This window comes from Blautia sp. An46 (genome assembly GCF_002161645.1).
Lineage (GTDB): Bacteria > Bacillota > Clostridia > Lachnospirales > Lachnospiraceae > Blautia > Blautia ornithocaccae.
In genome coordinates this window covers 102,802-127,450 of record NZ_NFIF01000008.1, presented here as the reverse complement: position 1 = coordinate 127,450, position 24,649 = coordinate 102,802, and the positions used below count along the sequence as shown (strand labels likewise).

Genomic DNA, 24,649 nt, shown 5'->3' with positions numbered 1-24,649 from the left:
ATGTAAGATTTATGTTAGAACATAGCGGTATATAATAACAGAGAAAAGAGGAAATATGATGAACAAAGAAGAAAAAGATCCGCCGATAAGTGTGGATAACATTTACCGGTTAAACGGGAGGGTACCTCTTCAAAAGGCTATCCCTTTCGGCCTTCAGCATGTGCTGGCCATGTTTGTATCTAATCTGGCCCCTGTGCTGATCGTCTGCAGCGCAGCAATCGTGCGAAGTACCGGGGAATATTTAACATCAGCGGAAATCACTCAGCTTTTGCAGTGCGCCATGTTTGCGGCAGGCATCGGTACCTGTATGCAGCTTTATCCTATCTGGAAGATCGGTTCCAGGCTGCCTATTGTTATGGGCGTCAGCTTTACCTTTCTGGGAAGCCTGCTGGTAATTTGTACAAACCCTGATCTTGGCTATGAAGGAATGGTAGGCGCCGTGATCCTGGGAGGTATTTTTGAGGGGATTGTAGGACTGAGTGCAAAGTATTGGAAGCGTTTTTTAACACCGGTGGTTTCTGCCTGTGTGGTAATCGCCATTGGACTTTCCCTGCTGTCTGTAGGTATGGATTCCTGGGGCGGCGGAAGCGGAGTAGAAGATTTCGGCGCCTGGTATCATCTCCTGGTCGGAGCTTTTACCTTAGTGGTATGCCTGGTTTCCCGCTATCTTTTAAAAGGCGTATATAAAAATCTGAATATTTTGGTTGGTCTGGTTTTCGGATATCTTCTGGCTGTGATCTTTACAGTAGCGGGAGTTGCACCAATGGTAGACTTTTCCGGAATTTCCCAGACAATCCAGGAAGTGGGAGTTTTCAGTATTCCCAAGCTGGTTTTCTTTACCAGCCACAAGCCGGTATTTGACCTGGGAGCCTTTTTTACCATTGCCATAGTCTTTCTGGTATCAGCAGCAGAGACTACGGGAGCCACTACAGCGGTATGTACCGGAGCTCTGGGAAGAGATATTAAAATGGAAGAGCTTCAGGGCTCTCTGGCAGTAGACGGATTTTCCAGCGCTATTTCCGGCTGCTTCGGATGTCCTCCTCTGACTTCTTTCAGCCAGAATGTGGGACTTGTGACTATGACTGGCGTGATCAACCGTTTTACCATCTTTACCGGAGCATTGATCCTGATCCTGGCGTCACTCTTTCCGCCCCTGGGAGCTTTCTTCAACTCTCTGCCCCAGGCTGTGTTGGGCGGCTGTACGGTTATGATGTTTGGTTCCATTATGTACGAAGGGATCAAAATGCTGAAAGAATGTGAATTTGACGACAGGACCATGATCATTGTATCCCTGGCTTTCTGCATCGGTGTGGGACTGACCCAGACCTCAGGAAACTTCTTTGCAGCCTTTCCTCAGGTGGTAGGAGATGTGTTTAACGGAAATGCAGTGGCAGGGGTATTTGTAGTATCTCTTCTGTTGAGCCTTCTTTTGCCGAAGAGTAAAAAAGAGAAGAAAGAGGCATAGGGCAGCTTATTATGTTGCATATTTGATATTGTACGGTTAAAAAATCGATTTTTTGTATTTTAACCGTATTATTTAATTTTGCATAGGTGAATATGATAAGAAAAAGCCGGGTGTGGATTTCCACACCCGGTAAAAATTTGCTTTTTTTGAATTATAACTGAGGACCAGCAGATACCAGAGCTTTTCCAGCTTCGTTTCCTTCGTATTTTGCGAAGTTCTTGATGAATCTCTGTGCCAGGTCTTTTGCTTTTGTTTCCCATTCGGAAGCGTCAGCATAAGTGTCACGAGGATCAAGGATATTTGTATCAACACCTGGAAGTTCTGTAGGTACTTCAATGTTGAAGTATGGGATCTTCTTTGTAGGTGCTTTTAAGATGTCGCCGTTTAAGATAGCGTCGATGATTCCACGGGTATCTTTGATGGAGATACGTTTTCCGCTTCCGTTCCATCCTGTATTTACCAGGTATGCTTTAGCACCGCTCTTTTCCATTCTCTTAACCAGCTCTTCTGCATATTTTGTAGGATGCAGTTCCAGGAAAGCCTGGCCGAAGCAAGCGGAGAATGTAGGTGTAGGCTCTGTGATACCACGCTCTGTACCAGCCAGTTTTGCTGTGAATCCGGACAGGAAGTAGTACTGTGTCTGCTCTGGTGTCAGGATAGATACTGGAGGCAGTACGCCGAATGCGTCTGCGGACAGGAAGATAACTTCCTTAGCTGCAGGAGCTGTGGATACAGGACGAACAATGTTCTTGATATGATCGATCGGATAAGATACACGGGTATTTTCTGTAACGCTCTTATCATTAAAGTCGATCTTTCCGTTTTCATCTACTGTAACGTTCTCAAGAAGAGCGTCACGTTTGATCGCATTGTAGATATCCGGTTCAGAATCTTTGTCCAGGTTGATAACCTTTGCATAGCAGCCGCCTTCAAAGTTGAATACGCCGTTGTCATCCCAGCCGTGCTCGTCATCACCGATCAGAAGACGTTTCGGGTCTGTGGAAAGAGTTGTCTTACCTGTTCCGGAAAGACCGAAGAAGATAGCGGTGTTCTCGCCGTTCATATCTGTGTTTGCAGAGCAGTGCATAGAAGCGATGCCCTTCAGAGGCAGATAGTAGTTCATCATGGAGAACATACCTTTCTTCATCTCTCCGCCGTACCATGTGTTTAAGATAACCTGCTCGCGGCTTGTGATGTTGAATACAACAGCTGTCTCGGAATTCAGGCCTAATTCTTTGTAGTTTTCAACTTTTGCTTTGGAAGCATTGTAAACAACGAAGTCTGGCTCGAAGTCTTTCAGCTCTTCTTCTGTAGGCTGGATAAACATATTTGTAACAAAGTGTGCCTGCCAAGCTACTTCCATGATGAAACGGATAGCCATACGTGTGTCTTTGTTAGCTCCGCAGAATGCGTCAACTACGAACAGTCTCTTGTTGGACAGCTCGTTGATAGCGATATCCTTTACAGCAGCCCATGCTTCTTCTGTTGCAGGATGGTTGTCGTTTTTGTACTCGTCAGATGTCCACCATACAGTGTCTTTAGAGTTTTCGTCCATAACGATGAACTTATCTTTAGGGGAACGTCCGGTATATACGCCGGTCATAACGTTTACGGCGCCCAGCTCAGTTACCTGGCCTTTTTCGAAACCTTCCAGACCTGGTTTGGTTTCTTCTTCAAATAACTGCTCATAAGAAGGATTGTAAACAATTTCTGTAGTTCCGGTAATGCCATACTTACTTAAATTGATTTCTGCCATCTTACACTAACCTCTCTTTTCTTATAATATAAGGTAAAACTTACAGGAATCTTACCTGGGGACCCCTGCAGTATTTCCGAAGAAAGGGGCAGTGCCCACTTCCCATACCCTTAATTATACATATTTAGTGAATTAAATCAATAAAAATCCTTTAAAAATTTTAAAAACTGACAATATTTTAACGAGTTTCCATGGGAGATTCCTTACAGAGATGTATAAAAGCCTCCATATTAGGGGTCAGATACTTGCTTTTGTGGTAAATGATATTCAAGTCCCGATGGAGGGGCTGGCGGAAAGGAACAGTTTTCACCTGCCCTTCCAGGATGTCTTTTTCTACCAGCATATAGGGGAGGACTGCCACGCCCAGTCCCTGAGCTACGGCGCTGACAATAGCCTGGGTGCTGGAACTTTCCCATATGGGGTGTACAGAAAGATGGAGAAGAGCGAAACTGGCATCCAGGATTTCTCTTCCGGCGCTTCCTTTTTCACGCATGAGGAAAGGGTACCGGGCAAGCTGGGAAAGGGTGAGCCATCTCTGACTGGAAAGAGGGTGGTCTGTGGGAAGGATGGCACAGAGATGATCTTTCATAAAAGGAATCGCCTGGATTTCCGGATGTTCAGGCTGGGTTTCGATAAGACCCAGGTCTATAGTATTGTCCAGTACGTGCTGCTCAATGATCCCAGAGTTATTCACCATTGCTTCTACCCGGAGAGAAGGGTAGGCCTCCTGATATTTTTTGATAAGCCCCGGCAGGATATGGGTGCCGATAGTAATGCTGGTCCCAATTCGTATGGTTCCCAGAGTATCCCAGTTTTTAATCCTTTTTTCTATATCTTCAAAGAGAGAAACAATGTGCAGGGCATAACTGTAAAATTCATTACCTGCTTCTGTGGGGCAAATGCGTCTGCCGATCCTTTCAAAAAGACGTATCCCATAATATTCTTCCAGTTCTTTCACAGCCAGACTTACAGAAGGCTGAGCCAGATGAAGTTCTTCGGCAGCTCTTGTAATATTACTGTGGCGATAGACCGTTACAAATATTTTCATATGTCGAAGGGTCATAGAGTGCTCCTCCTTTATAATAAAAACATTATAATAAAAATAGAATAATACTATTTTACCTATAAGTCAAGAAAGGATATACTGACAGAGAGGAGGAAAAAGATATGAGAAGTAAGAAAGAAGTTTTGATAAAGTTATTTATTTCTACATTATATTTAAGTGCCTTTACCTTTGGCGGAGGCTACGTCATCGTAACTTTAATGAAGAAAAAATTCGTAGACCAGTATCACTGGATAGAGGAGAATGAAATGCTGGACCTGGTAGCCATTGCCCAGTCTTCTCCAGGAGCCATAGCGGTCAATGGCGCAATTGTAGTGGGATATAAGCTGGCAGGCATGGTGGGAGCAGTTACGGCAATCATAGCCACCATTATCCCTCCGTTTCTGATTATTTCTCTGATCTCCGTATTTTATAATGCTTTTCGCAACAGTTTTCTGATCAGTCAGCTGCTGGAGGGAATGCAGGCGGGCGTGGGGGCAGTAATCGCATCTGTGGTTTATGAAATGGCAGCAGGGGTAGTCTGCGGAAAGAACCCGGTTTCAATTCTTATTATGGCGGGAGCTTTTGCTGCCACATGTTTCTTTGGCGTAAATGTAGTCTATGTAGTCCTTGCATGCGGACTTATCGGAGTAGTCCGCACGATCATAGAGAGAAAGGGGGAAAAGAAATGATCTATCTTCAGCTGCTGCTCAGTTTTCTGCAGATCGGACTTTTCAGTTTTGGAGGAGGCTATGCGGCAATGCCTCTGATACAAGAGCAGATTGTGGATATCCACGGCTGGCTGGATATGGAACAATTTACAGATTTGATCACAATTTCTCAGATGACCCCAGGGCCCATTGCCATTAATTCTGCCACTTTTGTGGGAATCCGTATTGCAGGCATATCGGGAGCACTGGTGGCCTCAGCAGGGTGCATCCTTCCATCCTGCGTAATTGTTGTCCTGCTGGCAAAATTATATCTGAAATATGAGAATATGGATGTACTCCAGAGTGTGCTGAATTCCCTTCGTCCGGCAGTGGTTGCCATGATCGCATCGGCGGGGATTTCCATTTTGGTCACAGCCTTCTGGGGAAATAGTGCTGTCATAGACCTGACAAAGACAAACTGGAGCCTGGTGGTAATTTTTCTGGTTTCTTTAGTATTTCTGCAAAAGCTGAAATGGAATCCGGTGCTGGTCATGGTGCTGGCGGGAGTCATGAAGCTGGCAGTGGCAGTAATACAGGGACAGGGATAATACCAGACAGCTGTTTATATTGAGAAGGGCCGGGGAAAATGCTATACTTATCCATAGAATAGTGATAATTTCTTCTGGATAAGAGAAGCAGAAAGGAAAAAATATGAAACGTGAGATCAGCATTAAAGAAATAAAAGGTATAAGAATCGGGCAGGCAGAAAATACAGAGGCAGGAACCGGGTGTACGGTTTTCCTCTCTGAGGAAGGAATGGCAGCAGGTCTGGATGTACGGGGCGGAGGCCCTGCCTCCCGGGAATCAGAGCTGATGGATCCCCTGGCAGCAGCTCAGGTAATCCATGGCATTGTGCTGGCAGGAGGCAGCGCCTTTGGACTGAATGCGGCAGATGGCGTTATGGAATATCTGAGAGAACGGAAGATCGGATTTGAAGTGGGGCCTTCTCTGAAAGTGCCGCTGGTATGCCAGTCTGATCTTTTTGATCTCACTGTGGGGGACTCTCATGTATGGCCGGATAAGACTATGGGATATGAAGCCTGCGTCAATTCGGAAAGAGGAGGAAACTACAGAGATGGGAACTACGGCACTGGCTGCGGAGCCACAGTAGGAAAATTTGCAGGTATGGATTTCTGCATGAAATCTGGTATAGGCAGCTACGCCCTCCAGATCGGAGAATTGCAGGTGGGAGCCGTTGTAGCAGTAAATGCTCTGGGCGATATCTATGACTGGAAAACAGGGCAGAAGATTGCCGGTCTGCTGACAGAGGATAAAAAAGCTTTCCGAAGCACAGAAGACCTGATGTATGCAAGCACCAAGGTAGTGGAAAACAAGTTCACAGGAAATACTACTATTGGAGTAATCCTTACCAACGGAAAGTTTCATAAGGCCTCCCTTTGCAAGATCGCCGGCATGGCCCATGATGGATATGCCCGTTCTATAAGGCCGGTCCACACCTCAGCAGACGGAGACAGCATTTATGCTGTTTCACTGGGCCAGATATCTGCAGACCAGGACCTGGTGGGAACTTTGGCAGCGGAAGTTATGAGCGAGGCTGTTATCCGGGCAGTGGAAAACGCGGAGAGTGCTTATGGGTTTCCAGGGTTAAGGACTGGAGAAAAGAAGAATTATTGAGAATGAAATTTTCCCTCTTTCCGGAATTCTGAAGGGGTCTTTCCTATCCATTTCCGAAAGGTTTCTGTGTAGTAGCTGGCGCTGCCGAATCCTACGGAAAGAGCAATTTCAATAACCGGCAGATCAGTGTTCAGAAGCAGCTCCATGCTCTTAGTCAGCCGATGCTGGGTCAGATACATAGTAGGAGTCTGGAAAAAGAACCTGGCAAAGAGCTTGCAGCATTTGCTCTGGCCCACAGCTCCTGCTGCGGCGATATCTGCAAGGGAAAGCTTTTCCATATAATTGTTATTTATAAATTCAGCCATTTTTTTGACAATGTTCAAATCTTGATTTTCATAAATGGCTCTTTCCCAGGAGGTTTCCTCATGAAGAAACAGATAAGGGAAGTTCTGATTACGGATTACAGGCAGAATAAAATCCTGCTCAAAGGATGGAAGGGGAGATAACAGCATCGGATGCAAAAGGATACAGATAAAATCACATTCTGTTTTTTTCCTGGAAAACCCGAAATGCATCTGACCGGCATTTACCAGAAGTCCCTGTCCTTTTTTAGTGCAAGGATTTCTCCGTTTACACTGTATTCCATTTCACCAGATAAGACCGCGATCAGCTCAATGTCATCATGCCAGTGATTGGGAGCACTGTAATTGAGATAATGAGAGAGAAGCCCTCTGCGGATATAAACAGGATAATGGGGAACGTCATAGCATACCTTCTCTGAATTGTTTTCATTAAGTTCCATTAGGATAGGCATGAGCTCACCTCGCAGGATTGTTATGGTTTTTCGTAGATATACGATAGAAAAATTGCAAATCGGACCCTATAATTATAATCCAGATAGGGGAGAGGGTCAAGGCTGCTGACCATTGGTAAAAATGTGCTTTTCGGACCTAATGTAGCTATTTATACTGCCGGTCATCCTATTCACCCGGACAGCAGAAACTCCGGATACGAATATGGAATTCCCGTTACCATTGGAGATAATGTGTGGATTGGCGGAAGCTGTGTGATACTGCCGGGAGTAAAGATTGGAAATAATGCAGTAATCGGCGCAGGAAGCGTAGTGACAAAGGATATTCCAGATAATGTCTGTGCTGCTGGAAATCCCTGTAAAGTAATCCGGGAGATTACAGAGGAAGACCGCCCTTACTACTATAAAAAACAACGGTTTGACGATGAAATATGGGAAAAGATCAATGGATAGGAGAGAATTCAGAAGAAAACTTACATTTCTGATACTTCCTATTACTTTTCAGCAGTTTATGCTGGCTGTGGTCAGCGCATCGGACGCTTTAATGGTTGGAGCCATTGGACAGGATCTGCTATCTGCCGTATCTCTGGCAAGCCAGATTACTTTTGTATACAACCTGTTCCTGATGGCAATGACCATTGGCACCAGCATGTTTGCAGCCCAGTACTGGGGCAAAGGGGACAAGGATGCAGTAGAACGGATTTTGGGGATTGTTCTGAGAAGTTCCATGTCCGTTTCCTTTGTCTTCTTTTTTGCGGCAACTTTTTTCCAGGGCTTCTTATGAGGATTTTTACTACAGATCCCCAGCTGATCCACTGCGGAGTCCAGTACCTGCAGATTGTAGGCCTTACCTATCTTTTATGCGGAATTTCACAGGTTTATCTGTGTATCATGAAAAACAGCGGTCTGGCTTCAATGAGCATGCTCATCAGTTCTGCAGCAGCTCTGCTGAATATTATTCTCAATGCAGTGCTGATCTATGGACTTTTCGGAGCACCCAGAATGGAAGCAGGGGGAGCAGCTGCGGCTACAGCCATTGCCAGAGGGGTAGAGCTTCTCTGGGTTTTAGCAGAGCTGACGAAGAAAGGAAGGATTAAAATCCGTTTCGCCTATATCCGAAGGCCGGACCAGGGGCTCAGAAAGGATTTCTGGCATTATACGCTTCCGGTTCAGGGAAATGAGCTGGTCTGGGGAGGAGACTTTACTATGTATTCCGTAATTATGGGACACTTGGGAACCGACGCAGTGGCAGCCAATTCTATTGCTAATATCGCGAAGAACCTTATTGCCAGTCTGGCTGGAGGAATCGGAAACGGCAGCAGCATTATGGTAGGAAATGAGCTGGGAGCAGGCCGGCTGGAAACGGCGAAAGCCTATGGAAGAAAATTATGTCACATTGCTGTGGTCAGCGGAATCCTCTCAGGAATATTTCTGCTGCTTCTCAGCCCTCTGGTACTGGAAATTACGGATCTGTCTCCTCAGGCAGAAGAGTATCTGCGGTGGATGCTGGCAATGTGTGCAGTATACATGGTAGGAAAATATGTGAATGGAACTACCATCGCCGGAATTTTCTGTGCAGGAGGAGACTCCAGATTCGGCTTCTTATGCGACGCAGTGACTCTCTGGTGTTTTACCGTTCCTGTAGGACTGCTGGCTGCCTTTGTCTTTAAGTGGCCGGTGCTGGCAGTGTATTTTATTGTAAATTCAGATGAAATCGTAAAACTTCCTGCTGTTTATCGGCATTACAGGAAGTATAAATGGCTGAAGGACCTGACGGTCAGAGAGGAAGGCTTGGATTGAGCCGCCCTTTTACTTTTGCTATGGAACCCACATTACTTTGGGAGAGGGCTGCTATTTGAATATGAACTGTAACTATTACTACAAGGACCGGGAAATTGATGAAAAAGACCTTGAGGAAGAGAGAAGGCTGAGGGCGAAATAAGACAGTTGTCCTGCTGGATTTTGATAAGGGAGGAGTTGCCGCAAGATATAATTAATGGGGCAACTCCTCCTCAATTATTGTCCGAAAATCTTTGGGAGTATTTTTCGGGAAAGAGTTATTTTTGGAGCTTTTTCCTGAAAAAAATCAGTGACATGGAGCAAAATAGGACTGTGAGCCCTACGCACCAGACGAGAGAAAGAATAAGATTATTTATGTCCAAAGAAGTTCCCAGAAAAGCACTGTGCATGGCCTCTATAATGGGAGTCATGGGCTGGTAGCTGGCAAAAACTGCCAGGGGAGCAGGCATAGCTTCAAGGGGAACAAAGCCGGAGCTCAGGTAGGGGAGCACAATGACCAGTGTGAATAAACTGCTGGCACCTTCAGGACTGTTGGCAGGGATTCCAACAGCTCACCGATTTCCTGATCGTAAAGAGGAAGACCGATTTTCTCCAGCAGTTGGAAAATAAACAGATGCCGGTTATGGATTGCATCCGATGCACAAACCCTGAAGATGCGAAAATATTCTGTGAACGTACTGGAATTGATGCGTTGGCCGTTGCCATTGGAAACGCCCATGGCAATTACCCGGTGGCTCCAAAACTGGCTTTTGATGTTTTAGAGGAAATCCATAATAAGACAGAAATTCCCCTTGTACTTCACGGTGGAAGTGGAATTACGGATGAAGACTTTCAAAAAGCCATTTCACTTGGCATTGTCAAGGTAAATATTGCCACAGCCAGCTTTAATAAGTTGACCCAGCGGGCAGAGGAATACCTGAAAACTGAGGAAAAACATAACTTTTTCTCTCTGAATGAAGCAATGGTAAGGGGAACATATGAAAATGTAAAACATCATATCAAAGTTTTTAACTGCTGAGGCTGATTACAGACAGGAACATTTAATGTGTCAAATATAAAGAATATACATGAAAAAGTGGACAACCTCCTTTGCATGGCCGGGGATTTGTCCATTTTTTTATGGAAAGAAATTTTGTCTGGGTGTAAAATTTTAGCAGAAACAGGGAAAAATTGTGTAAAGGAGATGATCTTGTATGGCGCTGTATGCCCTGGGAGACCTGCATTTAAGCTTTCAGGCCAACAAACCCATGGATTCTTTCGGAAAGGTGTGGAAGAATCATGAGAAGAAGATTGAAAAATATGTAAACAAGACAGTAAAGCCTGAAGATACCCTGGTGCTGACCGGAGACCATTCCTGGGGGAGAAAGCTGCCGGAATGCAGGGAGGATCTGGAATTTATCCAAAGGTTTCCGGGGCGGAAAATTCTTCTCCGGGGAAATCACGATATGTTCTGGGATGCAAAGAAAACAGAACGGCTTAATGAAGAATACAAGGACAAGCTGTTTTTTCTCCAGAATAATTTTGCCGTCTATCAGGATTATGCTCTGGTGGGAACCAAGGGATTTACTTTTGAGGGACCTTTTTATCTGAACCGCCGTGGGCAGATCATTGGCTGGGATGAAGAGCGGGAGGAACAGGCAAAAAAACTGGTGGCAAGGGAAATGGAAAGGCTTCGGGAGTCCTTCCGCCTGGCTAAGAAAGAGGGATATCAGAAGTTTATTATGTTCCTTCACTATCCGCCTACCAATATCCTGGAAAAAAACTCTCCCTTTACAGAAATCGCAGAGGAATACAAAGTTTCCGCAGTAGTGTATTCCCACTGTCACGGAGAATCCAGGTTCGGAGACAGCATACGGGGAAATTTTCATGGCATAGAATATATGCTGGTTTCCGGGGATTATCTGAATTTCCGACCAGCTCAGGTGCTGCCCTGAATAGAACAGAAAAAACAGCAGATACGGACAGGCACTCAGAATTTAACTGGAAGTTAATAAATTTGCCTGAAGATTAAAAAGCCCTCAATATACAGCTTGTCTTCCCTCTGTTACAATAAAAGCAGGAAGGCCTTCCAAGTATAAAAACAGGAGGAAGAAAATATGCAGATGAAAGATGTGATCCGTGAAAAAAGGAGAGCCTGCGGCTTTACCCAGGAGCAGGTGGCAGATTTTCTGGGGGTGTCTGCTCCGGCAGTGAATAAATGGGAAAGTGGGACCACCTGTCCAGATCTGGCCATTCTCCCGGCCCTTGCAAGACTTCTTGGAACCGATCCCAATACTCTTCTGGGATTTCACCAAAATCTGTCCAGGGAAGAAATCGCAGCCTATGCCAATGAAGTGGCAGAAATAGCCAGGCAGGGCGATATAGAAAAGACCATGGAACTGGTCAATAAGCGAGTGAAGGAATACCCTTTATGTGGGGCCCTTCTGTATCAGATGGCAACGCTGCTGAGAGGAATCCGGATATTATTTTCATATCCGGAGGAAAAGGCGGAAGAAGCCTGGGATTTGGCGGTTTCGCTTTTAGAGAGGGCAATACAGTGTGGGGATAAGAACGCTGCAGACTGGTCCAGATATGCCTTGGCCTCCATATATATTCAGGATGAAGACTATGAGAAAGCCCAGGAGCTGATCGACATGCTTCCTGAATACCAGTCTATGGACAAAAGACAGCTTCAGATTTCTCTATGTATGAAGGAGAAGAAAAACCAGGAAGCGGCACAGCTTCTGGAACGGAAGCTGAACGGCTTGCTCCAGGAAGCTTTTCTGCTCCTTGACCAGCTTGCAGTTGTGGCTGTGCGGGAAGGAGAGAACAAGAGAGCCTGGGAGCTGGCTGACTATAGTCGGAAGGTAATGGAGATTTTTAAATGGAATTACAGCGGCCTGACAGTTTCTTTCAGCGTGGCTATGGAAGAAAAAGATGGAAAACGATGTGTAGAGATTTTGGAAGAGATGCTGGAGGCCTTAGAGAATCCTCTTTCCATGAGAGATTCTATTCTGCTTGCCCACCAGGAGAAAAAGGAAGGGGAGTCGGATTTTGGAAACCAGATTACAAAAGCTCTTCTGGATTCCATAGAAAAAGAAGATAGTTATGCTTTTCTTCGAAACAGAGAAGACTTTAGAAAATTAAAAGAAAAATATACTTCTTCATAAGTATAAAATAAAGGGAGCTGTCGCATTAATCAAAATCGAGAATATTTATACATTTTATTGCTCAGTCTGTGCCGCTTTGAGCCTATGGTCTCAAAGCTATGCTCGACAAATTCGCATAAAATGTATAAATATTCCTGACATATGACTAATGCGACAGCCCCGCTCCCGTCTCAGGCTGCAGAGCAGCCTTTCTTTTTTGCACATCTTTTTGCAGAAGTTTATAAAGAGTGGCTGTGACAGGCACAGCAAGGAGCATCCCTATGATGCCTCCCAGGCCTCCGCCTACGGTAACAGCGGCCAGGACCCAGATGCCGGGAAGCCCCACAGAAGAGCCCACCACTCTGGGGTAGATGAGATTACCCTCAAGCTGCTGGAGAATGGCGATGAAGATCAGAAAGCCTATGGCCTGCAGCGGGTTCACGGTAAAGATCATAAATGCGCCTACGGCGGCTCCCAGATAAGCCCCGACTACAGGCAGCAGGGCAGTTGCCCCGATGAGAGTTCCTACCATGGTGGCGTAAGGAAAACGGAAGAGCAGCATTCCAATGGTACACAGAGAACCCAGAATGACAGCTTCCGTACACTGGCCTACAATAAATTTTGTAAAGGTTGCATGGGCTGTTTCCAGTACAAGGCCTACTTTTGTGTAAATCTTTTCTTTCAGATAAGTTCTGGCAAGAGTCTGAAACTGGTGAAAAAGTTTTTCTTTTCCGGAAAGTATGTAAATGGAAAAGATCAGGGCTACCACTGCGGTAACTACCATGGAACTAATGGTGCCCAGTATATACACCGTAGAGGAAAAAACACTGCTCAGTCCATTTGTCAGGTATGAGGCGGCTTTCTGTAAAATCTGAGGCCAGTTTACATTCAGAGATTCCAGAAATTTCTGGAGCTGAGGCCAGTCTCTGTCAGAAGAAGACAGCCAGGCTGTGATTTCAGAAACAACAGCCGGGATTTCCTGGACAATGACCCCTATAGCCTGTACAAGCTGAGGGATAACGATAAGGATAACGAGGACTGCAATGGCAAGGACAATTGTCAAAGAGCCCAGAATGCTGACAGGACGGCGTATTTTATAGAATATGGTGCCCTCTTTGCGAAAACAGGGAATCCTTTCTATCTGGGTGACCAGAATGTTCAGGATATAAGCGATCACACAGCCCAGCAGAAGGGGAGTGATCAGACTGGATAAAAGTCCTATAAATTCCAGTATCCCATCGCTGTATTTTACACAGAGGATCAATAGGATAAGCCCAACAGTAAACCATATAAACTTCTTATTTTTCATGAGTACCTCCTTGTGGGTGCCGTAATCTTATAAAAATTCAGGCTACTTACATTCTAGGGGGAACCGGAGAAAATAGCAAGGCAGTAAATGGAAAAATAATGACAAATTTGAGACAGTAAGATAAAATTAGAGCAGGACTGTTGTATTGGAAAAGGAGAACAGGAAAATGAGTGATTTACAGCGCTTTACAAAAGCACAGAAAGAGGATTTTAATCTGGCCCTGGAAGAAATCCGCAGCGGACGTAAAAGAAGCCACTGGATGTGGTATATCTTTCCCCAGATCCGGGGTCTGGGTTTCAGCAGTATGTCAGCCTATTATGGCATACAGAGCCTGGAAGAAGCAAAAGATTTTCTGAAAGATCCTTATCTGGGAGGAAATATAAAAAGTATCTGCCAGGCTTTGCTGGAACTGGATACAGACGACCCGCACAAGGTGTTTGGAAGTCCGGACGATCTAAAGCTGCTTTCTTCTATGACATTATTCGAAGAGGCGGAAGGAAAAGGCGGGGTATTTACCAAGGTGATTGAGAAATACTACGGCGGGAGAAGAGACCAGAGGACTTTGGAATTATTAGGCATCACCCCGGTATTTTGAGCAGAAGATTCGGATGAATTTTTCATAGAGTATTGACATTAATCCATGAATGGAGATAATGTTAGAAGAGGCTGAAAGCCTACAGAAAGACAGTCGAAAACACCCGGCTGTATATTGGAATAAAGAGGAAAGATGAGGACGAAACATGAAGATAGCAGTAACCTATGACAATGGAAACATATTTCAGCATTTTGGAAAAACTGAGTTTTTTAAAGTGTATGAGGTTGAGGATAACAAGGTAATCTCCAGCGAAGTGATCGGTTCCAACGGCACAGGACATGGAGCCCTTGCAGGGCTTTTAGCTGAACAGGATGTAGATGTACTGATCTGCGGAGGCATCGGCGGAGGTGCTCAGGCAGCTCTTGAAGAGGCCGGAGTAGAACTGTGTGCAGGAGCTCAGGGCGATGTAGATCAGGCAGTAGAGGCTTATCTGAAAGGAGAACTGGTATCTACCGGAGCAAACTGTGACCACCATCATGAGGAAGGCCACAGCTGCGGCCACCATGAAGAGGGACATTCCTGCGGAGGAAACTGCGGCGGTTCCTGCGGAAGCGGTCCCGCACTGACCGGACGCAATGTAGGCAAAACCTGCCGTACACATTACAGAGGAACCTTCAACGATGGAACCCAGTTTGATTCTTCTTATGACAGGGGAGAACCTCTGGAATTCATCTGTGGTGCAGGCCAGATGATCCGGGGATTTGATGCAGCTGTTGCAGATATGGAAGTAGGACAGGTAGTAGATGTTCATCTGATGCCGGAAGAAGCTTACGGCATGCCGGATCCCAATGCTGTCTTTACTCTGGAGATCGCACAGCTTCCAGGTTCTGAAGACCTTCAGGCAGGACAGAGGGTATACCTGTCGAATCAGTATGGACAGCCTTTCCCTGTTACAGTAACGGAAAAGGATGAAACAACCATCACTTTCGATGCTAATCATGAAATGGCAGGAAAAGAATTGAACTTCCGCATTGAACTGGTGGAGGTAAAATAAGGAAACAGCCTTTGAAATTTACGAAAAGGCGAAGAAAAATATCCCCTGGGGAAACAGGCACATCACTTTGAAAACACTGTTTCCACAGGGGATATTCTGTTATTTAAGGAAAAAACGCACCATTTTTTCATGGAGTTTCTGGTAAGGCTGGTAACGCATAGGCAGGTCCAGCCAGGTCTTTTTATCTACAATACTTTTATAATGGGTGAAGGTGTCAAAACCGGTCTTTCCATGATAAGCGCCCATACCGCTTTCGCCAAATCCGCCGAAGCCCATTTCTGTGGTGGCCAGGTGAATGATAGTATCGTTGATGCATCCTCCGCCGAAGCCGCAGCGGGAAGTAACTTTTTTTGCTGCTGATTTATCAGAGGTAAAGAAGTAAAGGGCCAGGGGATGGGGCATGGAATTAACAGTGCGGATAACCTCCTCCAGGCTGTCATAGGTCAGGACAGGCATAAGAGGACCGAAGATTTCTTCTTGCATGACCCTGTCAGAAAAGGATACATTGTCAAGGACCGTAGGTTCAATCTGGAGTGTTTTCCGGTCAGCCTTTCCGCCCTGTACAATTTTCTTCTCATCGATCAGCCCAAGAATACGGTCAAAATGTTTTTCATTGACGATCTTTCCATAATCGGGATTCTGAAGGGGCTCTTTTCCATACTGCTTTTGAATCTGGTCCTGTACTTCTTTGATCAGCCTGTCTTTTACAGAATGGTGACAGTACACATAGTCAGGAGCCACGCAGGTCTGTCCGCAGTTCAGATATTTTCCAAAAACAATACGCTTTGCGGCAAGTTTGATATCTGCAGTCTGATCTACGATACAGGGACTTTTACCTCCCAGCTCCAGAGTAACGGGAGTCAGGTGCTCCGCAGCGTTTCGCATGACCTCTTTTCCCACAGACTGACTGCCGGTGAAGAAGATATAGTCAAAATGTTCCCGGAGAAGGAAGGTATTTTCTGCCCGTCCGCCGGTTACCACAGCTACATACTGAGGATCGAAGCATTTGGACAGGATATGCTGGATCACATTGCTGGTGTGAGGAGAATAGGCGCTGGGTTTTACCACTGCAGTATTTCCTGCCGCCAGTGCGTCCACCAAAGGGGAAAGGGTCAGCATAAAAGGATAATTCCATGGGCTCATGATCAGCGTTACGCCGTAAGGCGAGGGCTTCTTATAACTGCGGGAGTGAAACTGGGAGAGGGGTGTATGAACTCTTTTTTCCCTGGAAAACCTGCGGATATGTTTCAGCATATAGCTGATCTCTTCTAAGACCAGACCGGTCTCACACATATAGCTCTCGAATCCGCTCTTTCCAAGATCTTTTCGCAGTGCATCGTGAATTCTTTCTTCATTTTGAAAAATAGCTGTGTAGAGCCGGTGCAGACCAGAAATCCGTGTATTGACAGAAAGGGTAGCTCCAGTCTGAAAATATTTTCTCTGTTTGACAACGATATCATTAATTTCCTTTTCAGTCATGATGTTTTCTCCTCCATCAGCATATAGTAAAAGGGCTCCAGCTCTGCCCCGTTCATCAGTACGGGAACAGGATAGAGAGGATTCGCTTCTTTGTCCGCATAGTGGGCCAGCTTGGGAATATCGGTTTCCTGGATTTCCGGAATATAGTCGCCTATGCCAAAGTGCTTTTTCATGTCTTTAATGGCCTGGATAAACTGCAGGGCCGCCTCCTCACAAGGGGTGTCTTTATCAGCAACGCCGGCAGCCACAGCCAGGCGGGCCAGTTTTTTGTGAACCTTCTCTCCGTAGGCTTCCAGGATCATAGGCAGGATCACGGCATTGGCAAGGCCATGAGGAACGTTATATTCTCCGCCAAGAGAGTGGGCGATGGCATGGACATATCCTACATAGGACTTAGTAAATGCACAGCCAGCGTAAAAGGAGGCGTGGAGCATATTGCGGCGGGCTTCCACGTTGTTTCCGTCTTCATAAGCAGTATAGATATTTTCAAAAATCAGCTGTACTGCCAGAAGGGCGTCTTTGCGGGTTCCATAGGTAGTGGAATTTCCGATGTAAGCCTCTACTGCATGGGTCAGCGCGTCCATGCCTGTGGTGGCAGTGATAAAAGGCGGAAGGCTTAAGGTAACCTTGGGATCCAGGACCGCATACCTGGGAATCAGAGAAAAATCATTAATGGGATATTTATGCCGGGTCTGGGCATCGGTGATGAACGCAGCCAGCGTTGTTTCGCTTCCCGTACCTGCAGTAGTGGGAACCGCCATTAAAAGGGGCAGTTTTTTATGTACTTTTAATATTCCCTTCATTTTTGCCAGAGACTGTTTTGGCTTAGCAATACGGGCTCCTGTTGCTTTGGCACAGTCCATACTGGAGCCGCCGCCGAAGCCGATGATGCAGTCGCAGCCTTCATCCTGATAAAGGGCCACGGCCTCAGCTACATTGTCGGTGGTGGGATTGGCTACAGTTTTGCCATAGATGCAGTAGGGAATACCAGCGTTATCAAGGGCTTTTTCAAGACGAGCAGTCAGCCCCAGCTTTCGTATACCTGCATCGGTGATGATCAGAACCTTGCTGCATTTTTTCTTTTGAATGACTTCCGGCAGGGCTTTCACACTGTTGACGATTTTAGGCTTTCGATAGGGCAGGAACGGCAGTGCTATTTTCAGTCCTGTCTGAAAGGTCCTGCAGTATATTTTTTTAAGATGATTCATGGGAACAGATCCTTTCTGGCGCGGAAGTATTGCGCTTCTTTATTATTTTATCAGAAAAATATTAGCAGTTGGGGTGAGGTTTGTCAATTGGAAACCCCTTCCGGATAGTGAGAGAAAAAAATGCCTTATCATTCACCTTCCAGGCGCAGATATGTTACAATTAGCCCATGGAGGTATCTAAATGAGAATTACCCGCAATTTAGAATTTCAGACAGGCAGTAAGGAAGAAAAACTGCCATATGAGACTACAGATTTTCCATATGTGGCTTCACAGGCAGAACTGGATGATTACCGGGAGCCTTTTGTACCCTGGCACTGGCATAACGCCATAGAGCTGTTCTACATGGAAAGCGGCCAGTTAAAATACCATACGCCCAATGAAACCATGGTTTTTTCCGCCGGCTGGGCCGGTATGGTGAATTCAAATGTACTGCATATGACGGAAATCCAGACTCATATGGAGAAAAATATACAATTTCTCCATATTTTTGAACCGAAATTACTTGCGGGCGATCATGGAAGCAGGATTGAACAGAAATATATTATGCCCATTACTACTTCTTCCCAGATTGAGATTCTCCCGTTAAATCCCAAGGTGCCAGAACAGGCCGGGGTTATCGATCTGATCCGCAAAGCCTTTTTCCTGTCAGAAGAGGAGTTTGGCTATGAAATAAAGATAAGAGAGGCACTGTCCCAGATATGGCTGCGCCTGTTCCAGTTATGCGCTCCCATACTTCAGGATAAAACAGGATCTGCCAATGGAACAGACGATAAGATCAAGAGAATGATGGTACATATCCATGAACATTATTCTGAAAAGATCTCTATTCCGGAGCTTGCAGAAGTTGCTTTTTTAAGTGAAAGAGAGTGCTACAGGGCTTTCCGGAATCATCTGCATATGACCCCTGTTGAGTATATAAAAATTTTCCTGGACTTTAATGCAGTCATTGTCAATCTGGACAGTCTTTCATCAGAAAAGCGAAAGCAGTGTATAGATAGTATAGAAGAGAATGTAAAAGAGCTGAAAAGTTATCTGGAACAGAATATACGGGAAAAGGAAAATCTACCGGAAATTCCGGCAACCGGCATGGCTGTTTTGAGGCAGCAGTTTGTTTTGGCGGAAGCAATTGAAAAATGGATAGATTCGGTGAAAGAGAAATGAGTGAAAAAGCAAAAGTAGCTTATGCTGATTTAGATCAGTACCAGCGTACGATGAGTCCTCATTTCAAACAGGAATGGTATGGCACACAAGCAAAGATCATGGAACAAAGGGAAGATTACATTGTGGTGGACTACGGCTGTCAGGGCCGTGGGATCATTACAAATTATTTTCTCTTTGACGGAATACAGCTTTGTTTTTTAGATTTCGATACAGCCGAGACTATGCCCTCACAGAAATTCAATCCGGATATTATCCAGATCACCCATTGCCAGAAAGGACGATATGAATGTGAGTTTGCCAATCATACAGTCTCCTATTTACCAGAGGGATATTTTGGCGTTGCAGGCACACAATACCTGCCGGTGTCTTTTTCCTTTCCGTTAAAAAAGTGTTTTGCCGTAAGCCTGGTGATCGATAAGCAGACCCTGTCTATGTCTACCAGGAAAATGATGGGGGAAATTCCTATTGATCTTGATAAGATCGGAGAAACACTGGGGATTGAAAAGAAGTGGTATACCGGACAGACCCCGAAGAAACTTCAGCACCTGTTTTCTGAAATATATGAGGCAAAGGGCCGTGAGCATGTGGGATATTTCAGGATCAAAGCTATTGAGCTCCTTTATCATATGGATCAGCTCACCCAGGTGAATGGCTGTGATTTCCAATATTTTGATAAGGGGCAGATACAGGCCGCAAAAGCAATACGGGATTACCTGGTACAGCATTTGGATGAGAAAATTTCATTGGAACATCTGGCGAAAGAAGCACATCTGAGCCTTACAGTATTTCATAAGGTTTTTTCTCATATTTATGGTGATACGCCTTATGCTTATCTGAAAAAATATAAAATGAACCTTGCGGCGGATATCCTTTTGAATGAAAATAAAAAGATCGGAGATATTGCTCTGGAATTGGGATACAGTAACGCCAGCAAATTTTCAAAAGCGTTTCAATCGGTCTATGGGGTTCTCCCAAAGGATTATCGTAAGAAAAAATAGAAGAAATGGGCTATTTTTAGCCTGTAAATAAAGGAACAGAGTAGAAGGAACTGACTGGAAACAGTAAAATAATGGCGTGGTTAGAAAATGTTAACTACGCCATTATTTTAGTTAGGAGGTTTCGTGTTATGTCAAAGAAAAATTCAAAAGGGGCAAAGCCCAAGACGGGTCTGGCCCGCTGCATGGAGCTGGCTTCGGACCGGAAAGGAGTGATCATCCTGGCGGCTGTACTTTCTTCTCTTGCAGCTATAGCTTCATTTATCCCGTACATTGGAGTTTATTTTATGATCCGTTCCATTATCGGGGTATTCCCGGATTTAGGACGACTGGATATGGGAAGGGTTATGAGCTATGGGTGGATGGCCCTTGCTGGAATTCTTGCAAATATCCTGCTTTATTTTCTGGCTATTTTCAGCTCCCATATGGCAGCCTTTGGCACTCTTTATGATCTGAAAGTCTTATTTGTCGATCATATCACAAAAATTCCTTTAGGTTATCATCTCACCATCGGCAGCGGGCGTCTGCGTAAGATCATGGATGAAAACATAGAAAGCGTGGAAGGATTTATCGCCCACCAGTTTCCTGATTTTGTTGCCTCTGTAACTGCCCCGATTGTTATGGTGATCCTGCTTTTGGCCGTAGACTGGCGTTTTGGTTTGGCTTCACTTGTGGGAATCCTTCTGGCCTTTGCTGTTGAATTTATAGGGTTTGGCAGCGGAGCTATGAAAGAGAATATGGCCAAATATCAAAAGGCTTCTGAGGAAATGAATAATGCTTCGGTTGAATATGTGAGAGGAATGTCTGTTGTAAAGGTGTTTAATCAGACGGCTTCCTCCTTTAAAAAGCTGCAGGAGGCCATCAGCGGCTATACAGAATGGGTATTAAAATTTTCTCTTGGATGGCAGAATTGTATGCCTGCATTCACAACTATTATCAACAATATCTATTTGCTCCTTGTGCCTGTAGGTATTCTCATGGGCTCTAATACTTCCGATTTCACAGAATTTGCCATGAAATTTATTTTCTACCTGCTGTTTGTTCCGGCCATTGCCGGGGTCCTGAATAAAATCATGTATATCTCAGAGTCCTTTATGCAGATTGATGGGAATGTGGCCCGCATGGATGAAATCCTGAATATTCCGGAAATGCCGGAAACTTCACATCCACAAAAACCAAAGGGAGAGGATGTGGCTTTTAATCATGTAAGTTTTACTTATACAGGGAACAGCGAAGAAAAAGCCCTGGAAGATGTAACTTTTACCGCAAAGCAAGGGCAGATTACCGGGATCGTGGGGCCCTCCGGAGGGGGAAAAAGCACCATCGCCAATCTGATCTCCCGGTTCTGGGATGTATCGGAGGGGAAGATTACCATTGGAGGTGTGGATATACGAAATATGGCCCAGGAGGAACTTATGCATCAGGTCAGCTTTGTGTTTCAGGATGTCTTTCTGTTTAAGCAGAGTATTTTGGACAATATCCGCATGGGAAATGAAAATGCTACAAAAGAGCAGGTGATCGCAGCGGCTAAGGCAGCCCAGTGCCATGATTTTATCTCAAAAATGCCAGAGGGCTATCATACAGTTGTGGGAACGAAAGGCGTACATCTGTCTGGCGGCGAGCGCCAGAGGATTGCTATTGCCAGGGCCATTATCAAAGATTCTCCCATTATTATCCTGGACGAGGCAACTGCATTCAGCGACCCGGAAAATGAGTATCTGATACAGAAGGCTTTTGAAAAACTCATGGAGAGAAAGACGGTCATTATCATTGCACACAGACTTTCTACAATCCGCAATGCAGATAAGATCCTTGTTATGGAAAAGGGGCGTTTGGCAGAGACGGGAAAACATGAGGAGCTGGTTGCAGCAGGCGGCTGTTATGCCCGGATGTGGAAGCATTATACAGAAGCCATCAATTGGAAGATCAGCGGAAAGGCGGTGTGATAAATGAGAAAATTACAGAAGGTCCTCTTTTTATCAGAGAAAGGATATAAGGATTTAAAAAAGGCCGTTTTCGCCTGCACTTTGACGAATCTGGCTATGCTTCTTCCTTTTTGTGTTACTGTAATGATTTTTAGCGAAATATTAACTCCTGTAGCAAATGGAGGGTCTGTACAGTGGAATCATATCTGGCTGTTATGGGGAGCAGGGATCCTTTCTGCAATACTGGTATTTCTGGCGGCCAAAAATGATTACCGGAAGACCTATATCGCTTCTTATCAGGAGTCCAACGCCACAAGGCTTCGTATCGCTGATCATTTGCGAAAGCTCCCTATGAGTTTTTTTAACACAAAGGATTTATCGGAACTTACCACAAGCATGATGGCCGACTGCAGCAGTATGGAATCCTTGCTCAGCAGTACGATTCCCCCATTGATTGCAAATGGAATTACGGTGACGATTACCTGTATTCTTCTTGCGTTCTTCGACTGGAGATTAGCTCTGTGTGTATTCTGTACTGTACCCATTGCATTTTTGATCATCTGGTTAAGCCGTAAACGCCAGATACGGTTATTTGAAAAACAAGTTGATGCAAAGTTAAAGGCTTCTGATCAGGTCCAGGAATATCTGGAAGGTATGAAAATCATCAAATCCTGTGGCTTAAGGGGCTCTCGCTTCAAGACCTTGGATCATGCACTTCTTGCTATGAAAAAAATAGCGGTAAAAGTGGAAATGGCTGTTGGTGTCTTTATGTCCGGTGCAAGTATGGTATTGCAGGCAGGCATTGGAATTACAATTTTCGTGGGCGCAATTTTACTTACAAGAGGTCAGATTGAATTGATTCCATTGCTGATGTTTTTGTTGATGGTAACCCGCATTTACGGTCCCATTCTTTCTATCCTTGCAAATCTGTCTTCTTTGCTGAATCTGAATGTTGTTACAAACCGTATGCGTACCCTTCTGACAACTCCGGCTATGGCAGGAGAGGAAAAGATTGTAGATAATTGTGATATTGAACTCTCCCATGTTACCTTTGCCTACAATCAGGAGGATGTGATCAAAGATATCTCCTGCAAAATACCCCAGGGCAGCATTATCGCATTCGTTGGTCCTTCCGGCAGCGGAAAAAGTACTGTAATAAAGCTGATCGCCCATTTTTGGGATGTCCAAAAAGGAAAGATTACAGTAGGAGGGAAAGATATCAAAACAATAGAGCCTGAAAGCTTAATGTCTTATATGTCTTTCGTTTTCCAGGATGTTTCGCTGTTTAACGATACAGTTATAAACAATATCCGGATTGGAAATCCAAATGCTTCAGATGAACAGGTGATCGCTGCGGCAAAGGCTGCTTATTGTGATGAATTTATCCGTGAAATGCCCGATGGCTACCAGACTGTTCTTGGTGAAAACGGAAGCACCTTATCCGGGGGAGAGCGCCAGCGCATTTCCATTGCAAGGGCACTACTAAAGAACGCACCTGTCATTCTCCTTGATGAGGCCACAGCCTCCCTGGATCCGGAAAATGAAGTTCTCGTTCAGAAAGCGATTGCAAAGCTGGTTGAAGGGAAAACGGTGATTATGATCGCACACCGGCTGCGCACAGTGGCGGACGCTGATCAGATCTTTGTATTGGAGGAGGGGAAATTGGTGGAAAGAGGAACCCATAAAGAGCTGATGAAAAAGAAGGGCCTGTACCAGAGATTGTATCATATCCAGCAGGAAAGTCTGAGGTGGGGTGTTTAGACGGAGGCAGAGGCGTAGAAGGATTTTGATAAATTTTAAGCCCAGGTTCCGCATTTTTTTGAGCCTGGGCTTCTTAAATATTTCTATTCTTCTATATTTTCCTCTTCTGCAAGTTTCGTGAGAAACTGCTCCGGGGAAAAGACTGGAAGGGATGACAACTTGTAATCCTTTAAATTTCTGGTCACAATGCAGTCTTCACCGATACGGGAAGCAGTCTGTACCATGATGGCGTCTTCGTAATCCTTTATGAGAGAGTCCAAAGCAACTTCACAATCCGTAGAAAAGGTATCTTCTACTTCAAAAAGTGTAAAGAGAATACGGACCAGTCTACGTACCTCTCCCTCATTATGGATACCTCGCCGCAGGATGTAATAAATGTCGGTGATGGATTTTGCCGTCAGAACACCAGTGCATTTCCGATTGGATATAGCAAGCAGGATTTCCATGGCTGCCTGATAGAAAGGGTCTCGTTTTTGGAGGACATCTACTATGACACAGGTATCGATTAAGACTTTCATATATTGGAGATCCTTTCTTTCCGTGCTTCTTCTACAGTAATATCGGAAGGAATGACACCAAGGAGTGATTTTGCCATTTCCGTGCGGTCAGCATTGGGGTTAGAAAGTTTTGCCACAACCTTACCGTTTCGTGTAATGAAAATATCTTCATGTTCTGCCAGTTTTAAATACTTGCCGAGATTTAACTTTAATTCTGTTGCAGTAATTGACATGGATCGCACCTCCTATGTTTGTAAGATGTATAGTTCAATATTATTATACTTAAATTGAACGAATTTATCAATAAAGTTGTTCGGTTTTTGGTGACATTTTGGAGAAAGTGAAAAATCAGGGAAGATAATCTTGTGTAACAGTGCACTTTAAAAGAGATTAAGTAAAAGGGATTTATTGATATGTTAGTTAAAACTAACTATAAT

At 44.9% G+C, this 24,649-nt stretch carries 22 protein-coding genes and 3 pseudogenes; 16 read left to right on the top strand and 9 right to left on the bottom strand.

The genetic code is table 11. The annotated features are described in order from the left end of the window. Positions 1-55 precede the first annotated feature (55 nt). Positions 56-1,465: a uracil-xanthine permease family protein gene (locus B5G00_RS08440; protein WP_087271374.1), complete on the top strand. Its 1,410-nt coding sequence runs from the start codon at positions 56-58 to the stop codon at positions 1,463-1,465. 151 nt (positions 1,466-1,616) lie between these two features. On the opposite strand, the gene pckA is transcribed toward B5G00_RS08440, so the two are convergent. Both pckA and B5G00_RS08430 read right to left on the bottom strand, forming a co-directional pair. Beyond that, the gene (gene pckA, locus B5G00_RS08435) at positions 1,617-3,221 is read right to left on the bottom strand and encodes a phosphoenolpyruvate carboxykinase (ATP) (protein WP_087271371.1); all 1,605 of its coding nucleotides are present in this window, start codon (positions 3,219-3,221) and stop codon (positions 1,617-1,619) included. A gap of 178 nt (positions 3,222-3,399) precedes the next feature. Further along, positions 3,400-4,284 carry a LysR family transcriptional regulator gene (locus B5G00_RS08430; protein WP_087271367.1) on the bottom strand — a complete coding sequence of 295 codons (885 nt, stop codon included), beginning with the start codon at positions 4,282-4,284 and terminating at the stop codon, positions 3,400-3,402. Positions 4,285-4,388: 104 nt separating this feature from the next. Between B5G00_RS08430 and B5G00_RS08425 the strand changes: the two genes are divergently transcribed. The 3 genes from B5G00_RS08425 (at position 4,389) to B5G00_RS08415 (ending at position 6,608) form a co-directional block, all read left to right on the top strand. Beyond that, positions 4,389-4,955 carry a chromate transporter gene (locus tag B5G00_RS08425; protein WP_087271364.1) on the top strand — a complete coding sequence of 189 codons (567 nt, stop codon included), beginning with the start codon at positions 4,389-4,391 and terminating at the stop codon, positions 4,953-4,955. Beyond that, a complete protein-coding gene (locus B5G00_RS08420; RefSeq protein ID WP_087271360.1) occupies positions 4,952-5,521 on the top strand; it encodes a chromate transporter in 570 nt (189 codons plus the stop codon). The genes B5G00_RS08425 and B5G00_RS08420 overlap by 4 nt, the downstream gene beginning before the upstream one ends. A 103-nt stretch (positions 5,522-5,624) precedes the next feature. Further along, positions 5,625-6,608 carry a P1 family peptidase gene (locus B5G00_RS08415; protein ID WP_087271357.1) on the top strand — a complete coding sequence of 328 codons (984 nt, stop codon included), beginning with the start codon at positions 5,625-5,627 and terminating at the stop codon, positions 6,606-6,608. Here B5G00_RS08415 and B5G00_RS08410 read toward each other — a convergent pair. Then, positions 6,602-7,123 carry a helix-turn-helix transcriptional regulator gene (locus tag B5G00_RS08410; protein WP_087271355.1) on the bottom strand — a complete coding sequence of 174 codons (522 nt, stop codon included), beginning with the start codon at positions 7,121-7,123 and terminating at the stop codon, positions 6,602-6,604. The genes B5G00_RS08415 and B5G00_RS08410 overlap by 7 nt on opposite strands. A gap of 11 nt (positions 7,124-7,134) precedes the next feature. Beyond that, positions 7,135-7,362, bottom strand: a complete 228-nt coding sequence (locus tag B5G00_RS08405; RefSeq protein WP_087271352.1) for an AraC family ligand binding domain-containing protein — start codon at positions 7,360-7,362, stop codon at positions 7,135-7,137. A gap of 105 nt (positions 7,363-7,467) precedes the next feature. Between B5G00_RS08405 and B5G00_RS08400 the strand changes: the two are divergent. From B5G00_RS08400 to B5G00_RS08375, 6 genes and pseudogenes are all read left to right on the top strand, one after another. Next, positions 7,468-7,812: pseudogene (locus tag B5G00_RS08400) on the top strand (DapH/DapD/GlmU-related protein); the annotation flags it as partial. Next, a pseudogene (locus B5G00_RS19610) lies at positions 7,784-8,268 on the top strand (MATE family efflux transporter); the annotation flags it as partial. The pseudogenes B5G00_RS08400 and B5G00_RS19610, both read left to right, overlap by 29 nt. Next, positions 8,251-9,159, top strand: a complete 909-nt coding sequence (locus tag B5G00_RS08395; protein WP_442856323.1) for an MATE family efflux transporter — start codon at positions 8,251-8,253, stop codon at positions 9,157-9,159. The pseudogene B5G00_RS19610 and the gene B5G00_RS08395, both read left to right, overlap by 18 nt. Before the next feature lie 631 nt (positions 9,160-9,790). Then, positions 9,791-10,177, top strand: a pseudogene (locus B5G00_RS08385) (class II fructose-bisphosphate aldolase); the annotation flags it as partial. 175 nt (positions 10,178-10,352) lie between these two features. Continuing rightward, positions 10,353-11,093, top strand: a complete 741-nt coding sequence (locus tag B5G00_RS08380; protein WP_087271343.1) for a metallophosphoesterase — start codon at positions 10,353-10,355, stop codon at positions 11,091-11,093. A 162-nt stretch (positions 11,094-11,255) separates the two neighbouring features. Continuing rightward, a complete protein-coding gene (locus tag B5G00_RS08375; protein ID WP_087271340.1) occupies positions 11,256-12,308 on the top strand; it encodes a helix-turn-helix domain-containing protein in 1,053 nt (350 codons plus the stop codon). Positions 12,309-12,453: 145 nt separating this feature from the next. On the opposite strand, the gene B5G00_RS08370 is transcribed toward B5G00_RS08375, so the two are convergent. Next, the gene (locus B5G00_RS08370; protein ID WP_087271336.1) at positions 12,454-13,596 is read right to left on the bottom strand and encodes an AI-2E family transporter; all 1,143 of its coding nucleotides are present in this window, start codon (positions 13,594-13,596) and stop codon (positions 12,454-12,456) included. 166 nt (positions 13,597-13,762) lie between these two features. On the opposite strand from B5G00_RS08370, the gene B5G00_RS08365 reads away from it, so the two are divergent. After that, positions 13,763-14,191, top strand: coding sequence for a DUF1810 domain-containing protein (locus B5G00_RS08365; protein ID WP_087271333.1), 429 nt, complete (start codon positions 13,763-13,765; stop codon positions 14,189-14,191). Positions 14,192-14,336: 145 nt separating this feature from the next. Then, on the top strand, positions 14,337-15,185 hold the full coding sequence (locus B5G00_RS08360; RefSeq protein WP_087271330.1) for a NifB/NifX family molybdenum-iron cluster-binding protein: 849 nt from the start codon (positions 14,337-14,339) through the stop codon (positions 15,183-15,185). A 99-nt stretch (positions 15,186-15,284) separates the two neighbouring features. Here B5G00_RS08360 and B5G00_RS08355 read toward each other — a convergent pair whose 3' ends face one another. Beyond that, the gene (locus tag B5G00_RS08355) at positions 15,285-16,664 is read right to left on the bottom strand and encodes an aldehyde dehydrogenase (protein WP_087271328.1); all 1,380 of its coding nucleotides are present in this window, start codon (positions 16,662-16,664) and stop codon (positions 15,285-15,287) included. Continuing rightward, positions 16,661-17,872, bottom strand: a complete 1,212-nt coding sequence (locus B5G00_RS08350; RefSeq protein ID WP_087271325.1) for an iron-containing alcohol dehydrogenase — start codon at positions 17,870-17,872, stop codon at positions 16,661-16,663. The genes B5G00_RS08355 and B5G00_RS08350 overlap by 4 nt, the downstream gene beginning before the upstream one ends. 181 nt (positions 17,873-18,053) lie before the next feature. Between B5G00_RS08350 and B5G00_RS19955 the strand changes: the two genes are divergently transcribed. The 4 genes from B5G00_RS19955 (at position 18,054) to B5G00_RS08325 (ending at position 23,715) form a co-directional block, all read left to right on the top strand. After that, positions 18,054-19,034 carry an AraC family transcriptional regulator gene (locus B5G00_RS19955; protein WP_087271320.1) on the top strand — a complete coding sequence of 327 codons (981 nt, stop codon included), beginning with the start codon at positions 18,054-18,056 and terminating at the stop codon, positions 19,032-19,034. Beyond that, entirely contained in the window at positions 19,031-20,032 is a 1,002-nt protein-coding gene (locus tag B5G00_RS08335; protein WP_242971323.1) for a helix-turn-helix domain-containing protein, read from the top strand. Before B5G00_RS19955 ends, B5G00_RS08335 begins: the two co-directional genes overlap by 4 nt. A 128-nt stretch (positions 20,033-20,160) precedes the next feature. After that, positions 20,161-21,975, top strand: coding sequence for an ABC transporter ATP-binding protein (locus B5G00_RS08330; RefSeq protein ID WP_087271317.1), 1,815 nt, complete (start codon positions 20,161-20,163; stop codon positions 21,973-21,975). A gap of 3 nt (positions 21,976-21,978) precedes the next feature. Beyond that, complete coding sequence (locus B5G00_RS08325) at positions 21,979-23,715, top strand: ABC transporter ATP-binding protein (RefSeq protein WP_087271313.1); 1,737 nt, start codon at positions 21,979-21,981, stop codon at positions 23,713-23,715. Positions 23,716-23,798: 83 nt separating this feature from the next. Here B5G00_RS08325 and B5G00_RS08320 read toward each other — a convergent pair whose 3' ends face one another. Continuing rightward, a complete protein-coding gene (locus B5G00_RS08320; protein WP_087271310.1) occupies positions 23,799-24,233 on the bottom strand; it encodes a PIN domain-containing protein in 435 nt (144 codons plus the stop codon). Then, a complete protein-coding gene (locus B5G00_RS08315; protein ID WP_087271307.1) occupies positions 24,230-24,445 on the bottom strand; it encodes a type II toxin-antitoxin system Phd/YefM family antitoxin in 216 nt (71 codons plus the stop codon). Before B5G00_RS08315 ends, B5G00_RS08320 begins: the two co-directional genes overlap by 4 nt. Positions 24,446-24,649: the final 204 nt, after the last annotated feature.

Coding starts and splice junctions, on each gene's coding strand:
- B5G00_RS08395 (WP_442856323.1), top strand. CDS start 8,251: ATGAAAAACAGCGGTCTGGCTTCAATGAGCATGCTCATCAGTTCTGCA.
- pckA (WP_087271371.1), bottom strand. CDS start 3,221: ATGGCAGAAATCAATTTAAGTAAGTATGGCATTACCGGAACTACAGAA.
- B5G00_RS08415 (WP_087271357.1), top strand. CDS start 5,625: ATGAAACGTGAGATCAGCATTAAAGAAATAAAAGGTATAAGAATCGGG.
- B5G00_RS08330 (WP_087271317.1), top strand. CDS start 20,161: ATGTCAAAGAAAAATTCAAAAGGGGCAAAGCCCAAGACGGGTCTGGCC.
- B5G00_RS08365 (WP_087271333.1), top strand. CDS start 13,763: ATGAGTGATTTACAGCGCTTTACAAAAGCACAGAAAGAGGATTTTAAT.
- B5G00_RS08325 (WP_087271313.1), top strand. CDS start 21,979: ATGAGAAAATTACAGAAGGTCCTCTTTTTATCAGAGAAAGGATATAAG.
- B5G00_RS08425 (WP_087271364.1), top strand. CDS start 4,389: ATGAGAAGTAAGAAAGAAGTTTTGATAAAGTTATTTATTTCTACATTA.
- B5G00_RS08440 (WP_087271374.1), top strand. CDS start 56: ATGATGAACAAAGAAGAAAAAGATCCGCCGATAAGTGTGGATAACATT.
- B5G00_RS08405 (WP_087271352.1), bottom strand. CDS start 7,362: ATGCCTATCCTAATGGAACTTAATGAAAACAATTCAGAGAAGGTATGC.
- B5G00_RS08420 (WP_087271360.1), top strand. CDS start 4,952: ATGATCTATCTTCAGCTGCTGCTCAGTTTTCTGCAGATCGGACTTTTC.
- B5G00_RS08350 (WP_087271325.1), bottom strand. CDS start 17,872: ATGAATCATCTTAAAAAAATATACTGCAGGACCTTTCAGACAGGACTG.
- B5G00_RS08410 (WP_087271355.1), bottom strand. CDS start 7,123: ATGCATTTCGGGTTTTCCAGGAAAAAAACAGAATGTGATTTTATCTGT.
- B5G00_RS08360 (WP_087271330.1), top strand. CDS start 14,337: ATGAAGATAGCAGTAACCTATGACAATGGAAACATATTTCAGCATTTT.
- B5G00_RS08315 (WP_087271307.1), bottom strand. CDS start 24,445: ATGTCAATTACTGCAACAGAATTAAAGTTAAATCTCGGCAAGTATTTA.
- B5G00_RS08370 (WP_087271336.1), bottom strand. CDS start 13,596: ATGAAAAATAAGAAGTTTATATGGTTTACTGTTGGGCTTATCCTATTG.
- B5G00_RS08380 (WP_087271343.1), top strand. CDS start 10,353: ATGGCGCTGTATGCCCTGGGAGACCTGCATTTAAGCTTTCAGGCCAAC.
- B5G00_RS08355 (WP_087271328.1), bottom strand. CDS start 16,664: ATGACTGAAAAGGAAATTAATGATATCGTTGTCAAACAGAGAAAATAT.
- B5G00_RS08335 (WP_242971323.1), top strand. CDS start 19,031: ATGAGTGAAAAAGCAAAAGTAGCTTATGCTGATTTAGATCAGTACCAG.
- B5G00_RS08430 (WP_087271367.1), bottom strand. CDS start 4,284: ATGACCCTTCGACATATGAAAATATTTGTAACGGTCTATCGCCACAGT.
- B5G00_RS08375 (WP_087271340.1), top strand. CDS start 11,256: ATGCAGATGAAAGATGTGATCCGTGAAAAAAGGAGAGCCTGCGGCTTT.
- B5G00_RS19955 (WP_087271320.1), top strand. CDS start 18,054: ATGAGAATTACCCGCAATTTAGAATTTCAGACAGGCAGTAAGGAAGAA.
- B5G00_RS08320 (WP_087271310.1), bottom strand. CDS start 24,233: ATGAAAGTCTTAATCGATACCTGTGTCATAGTAGATGTCCTCCAAAAA.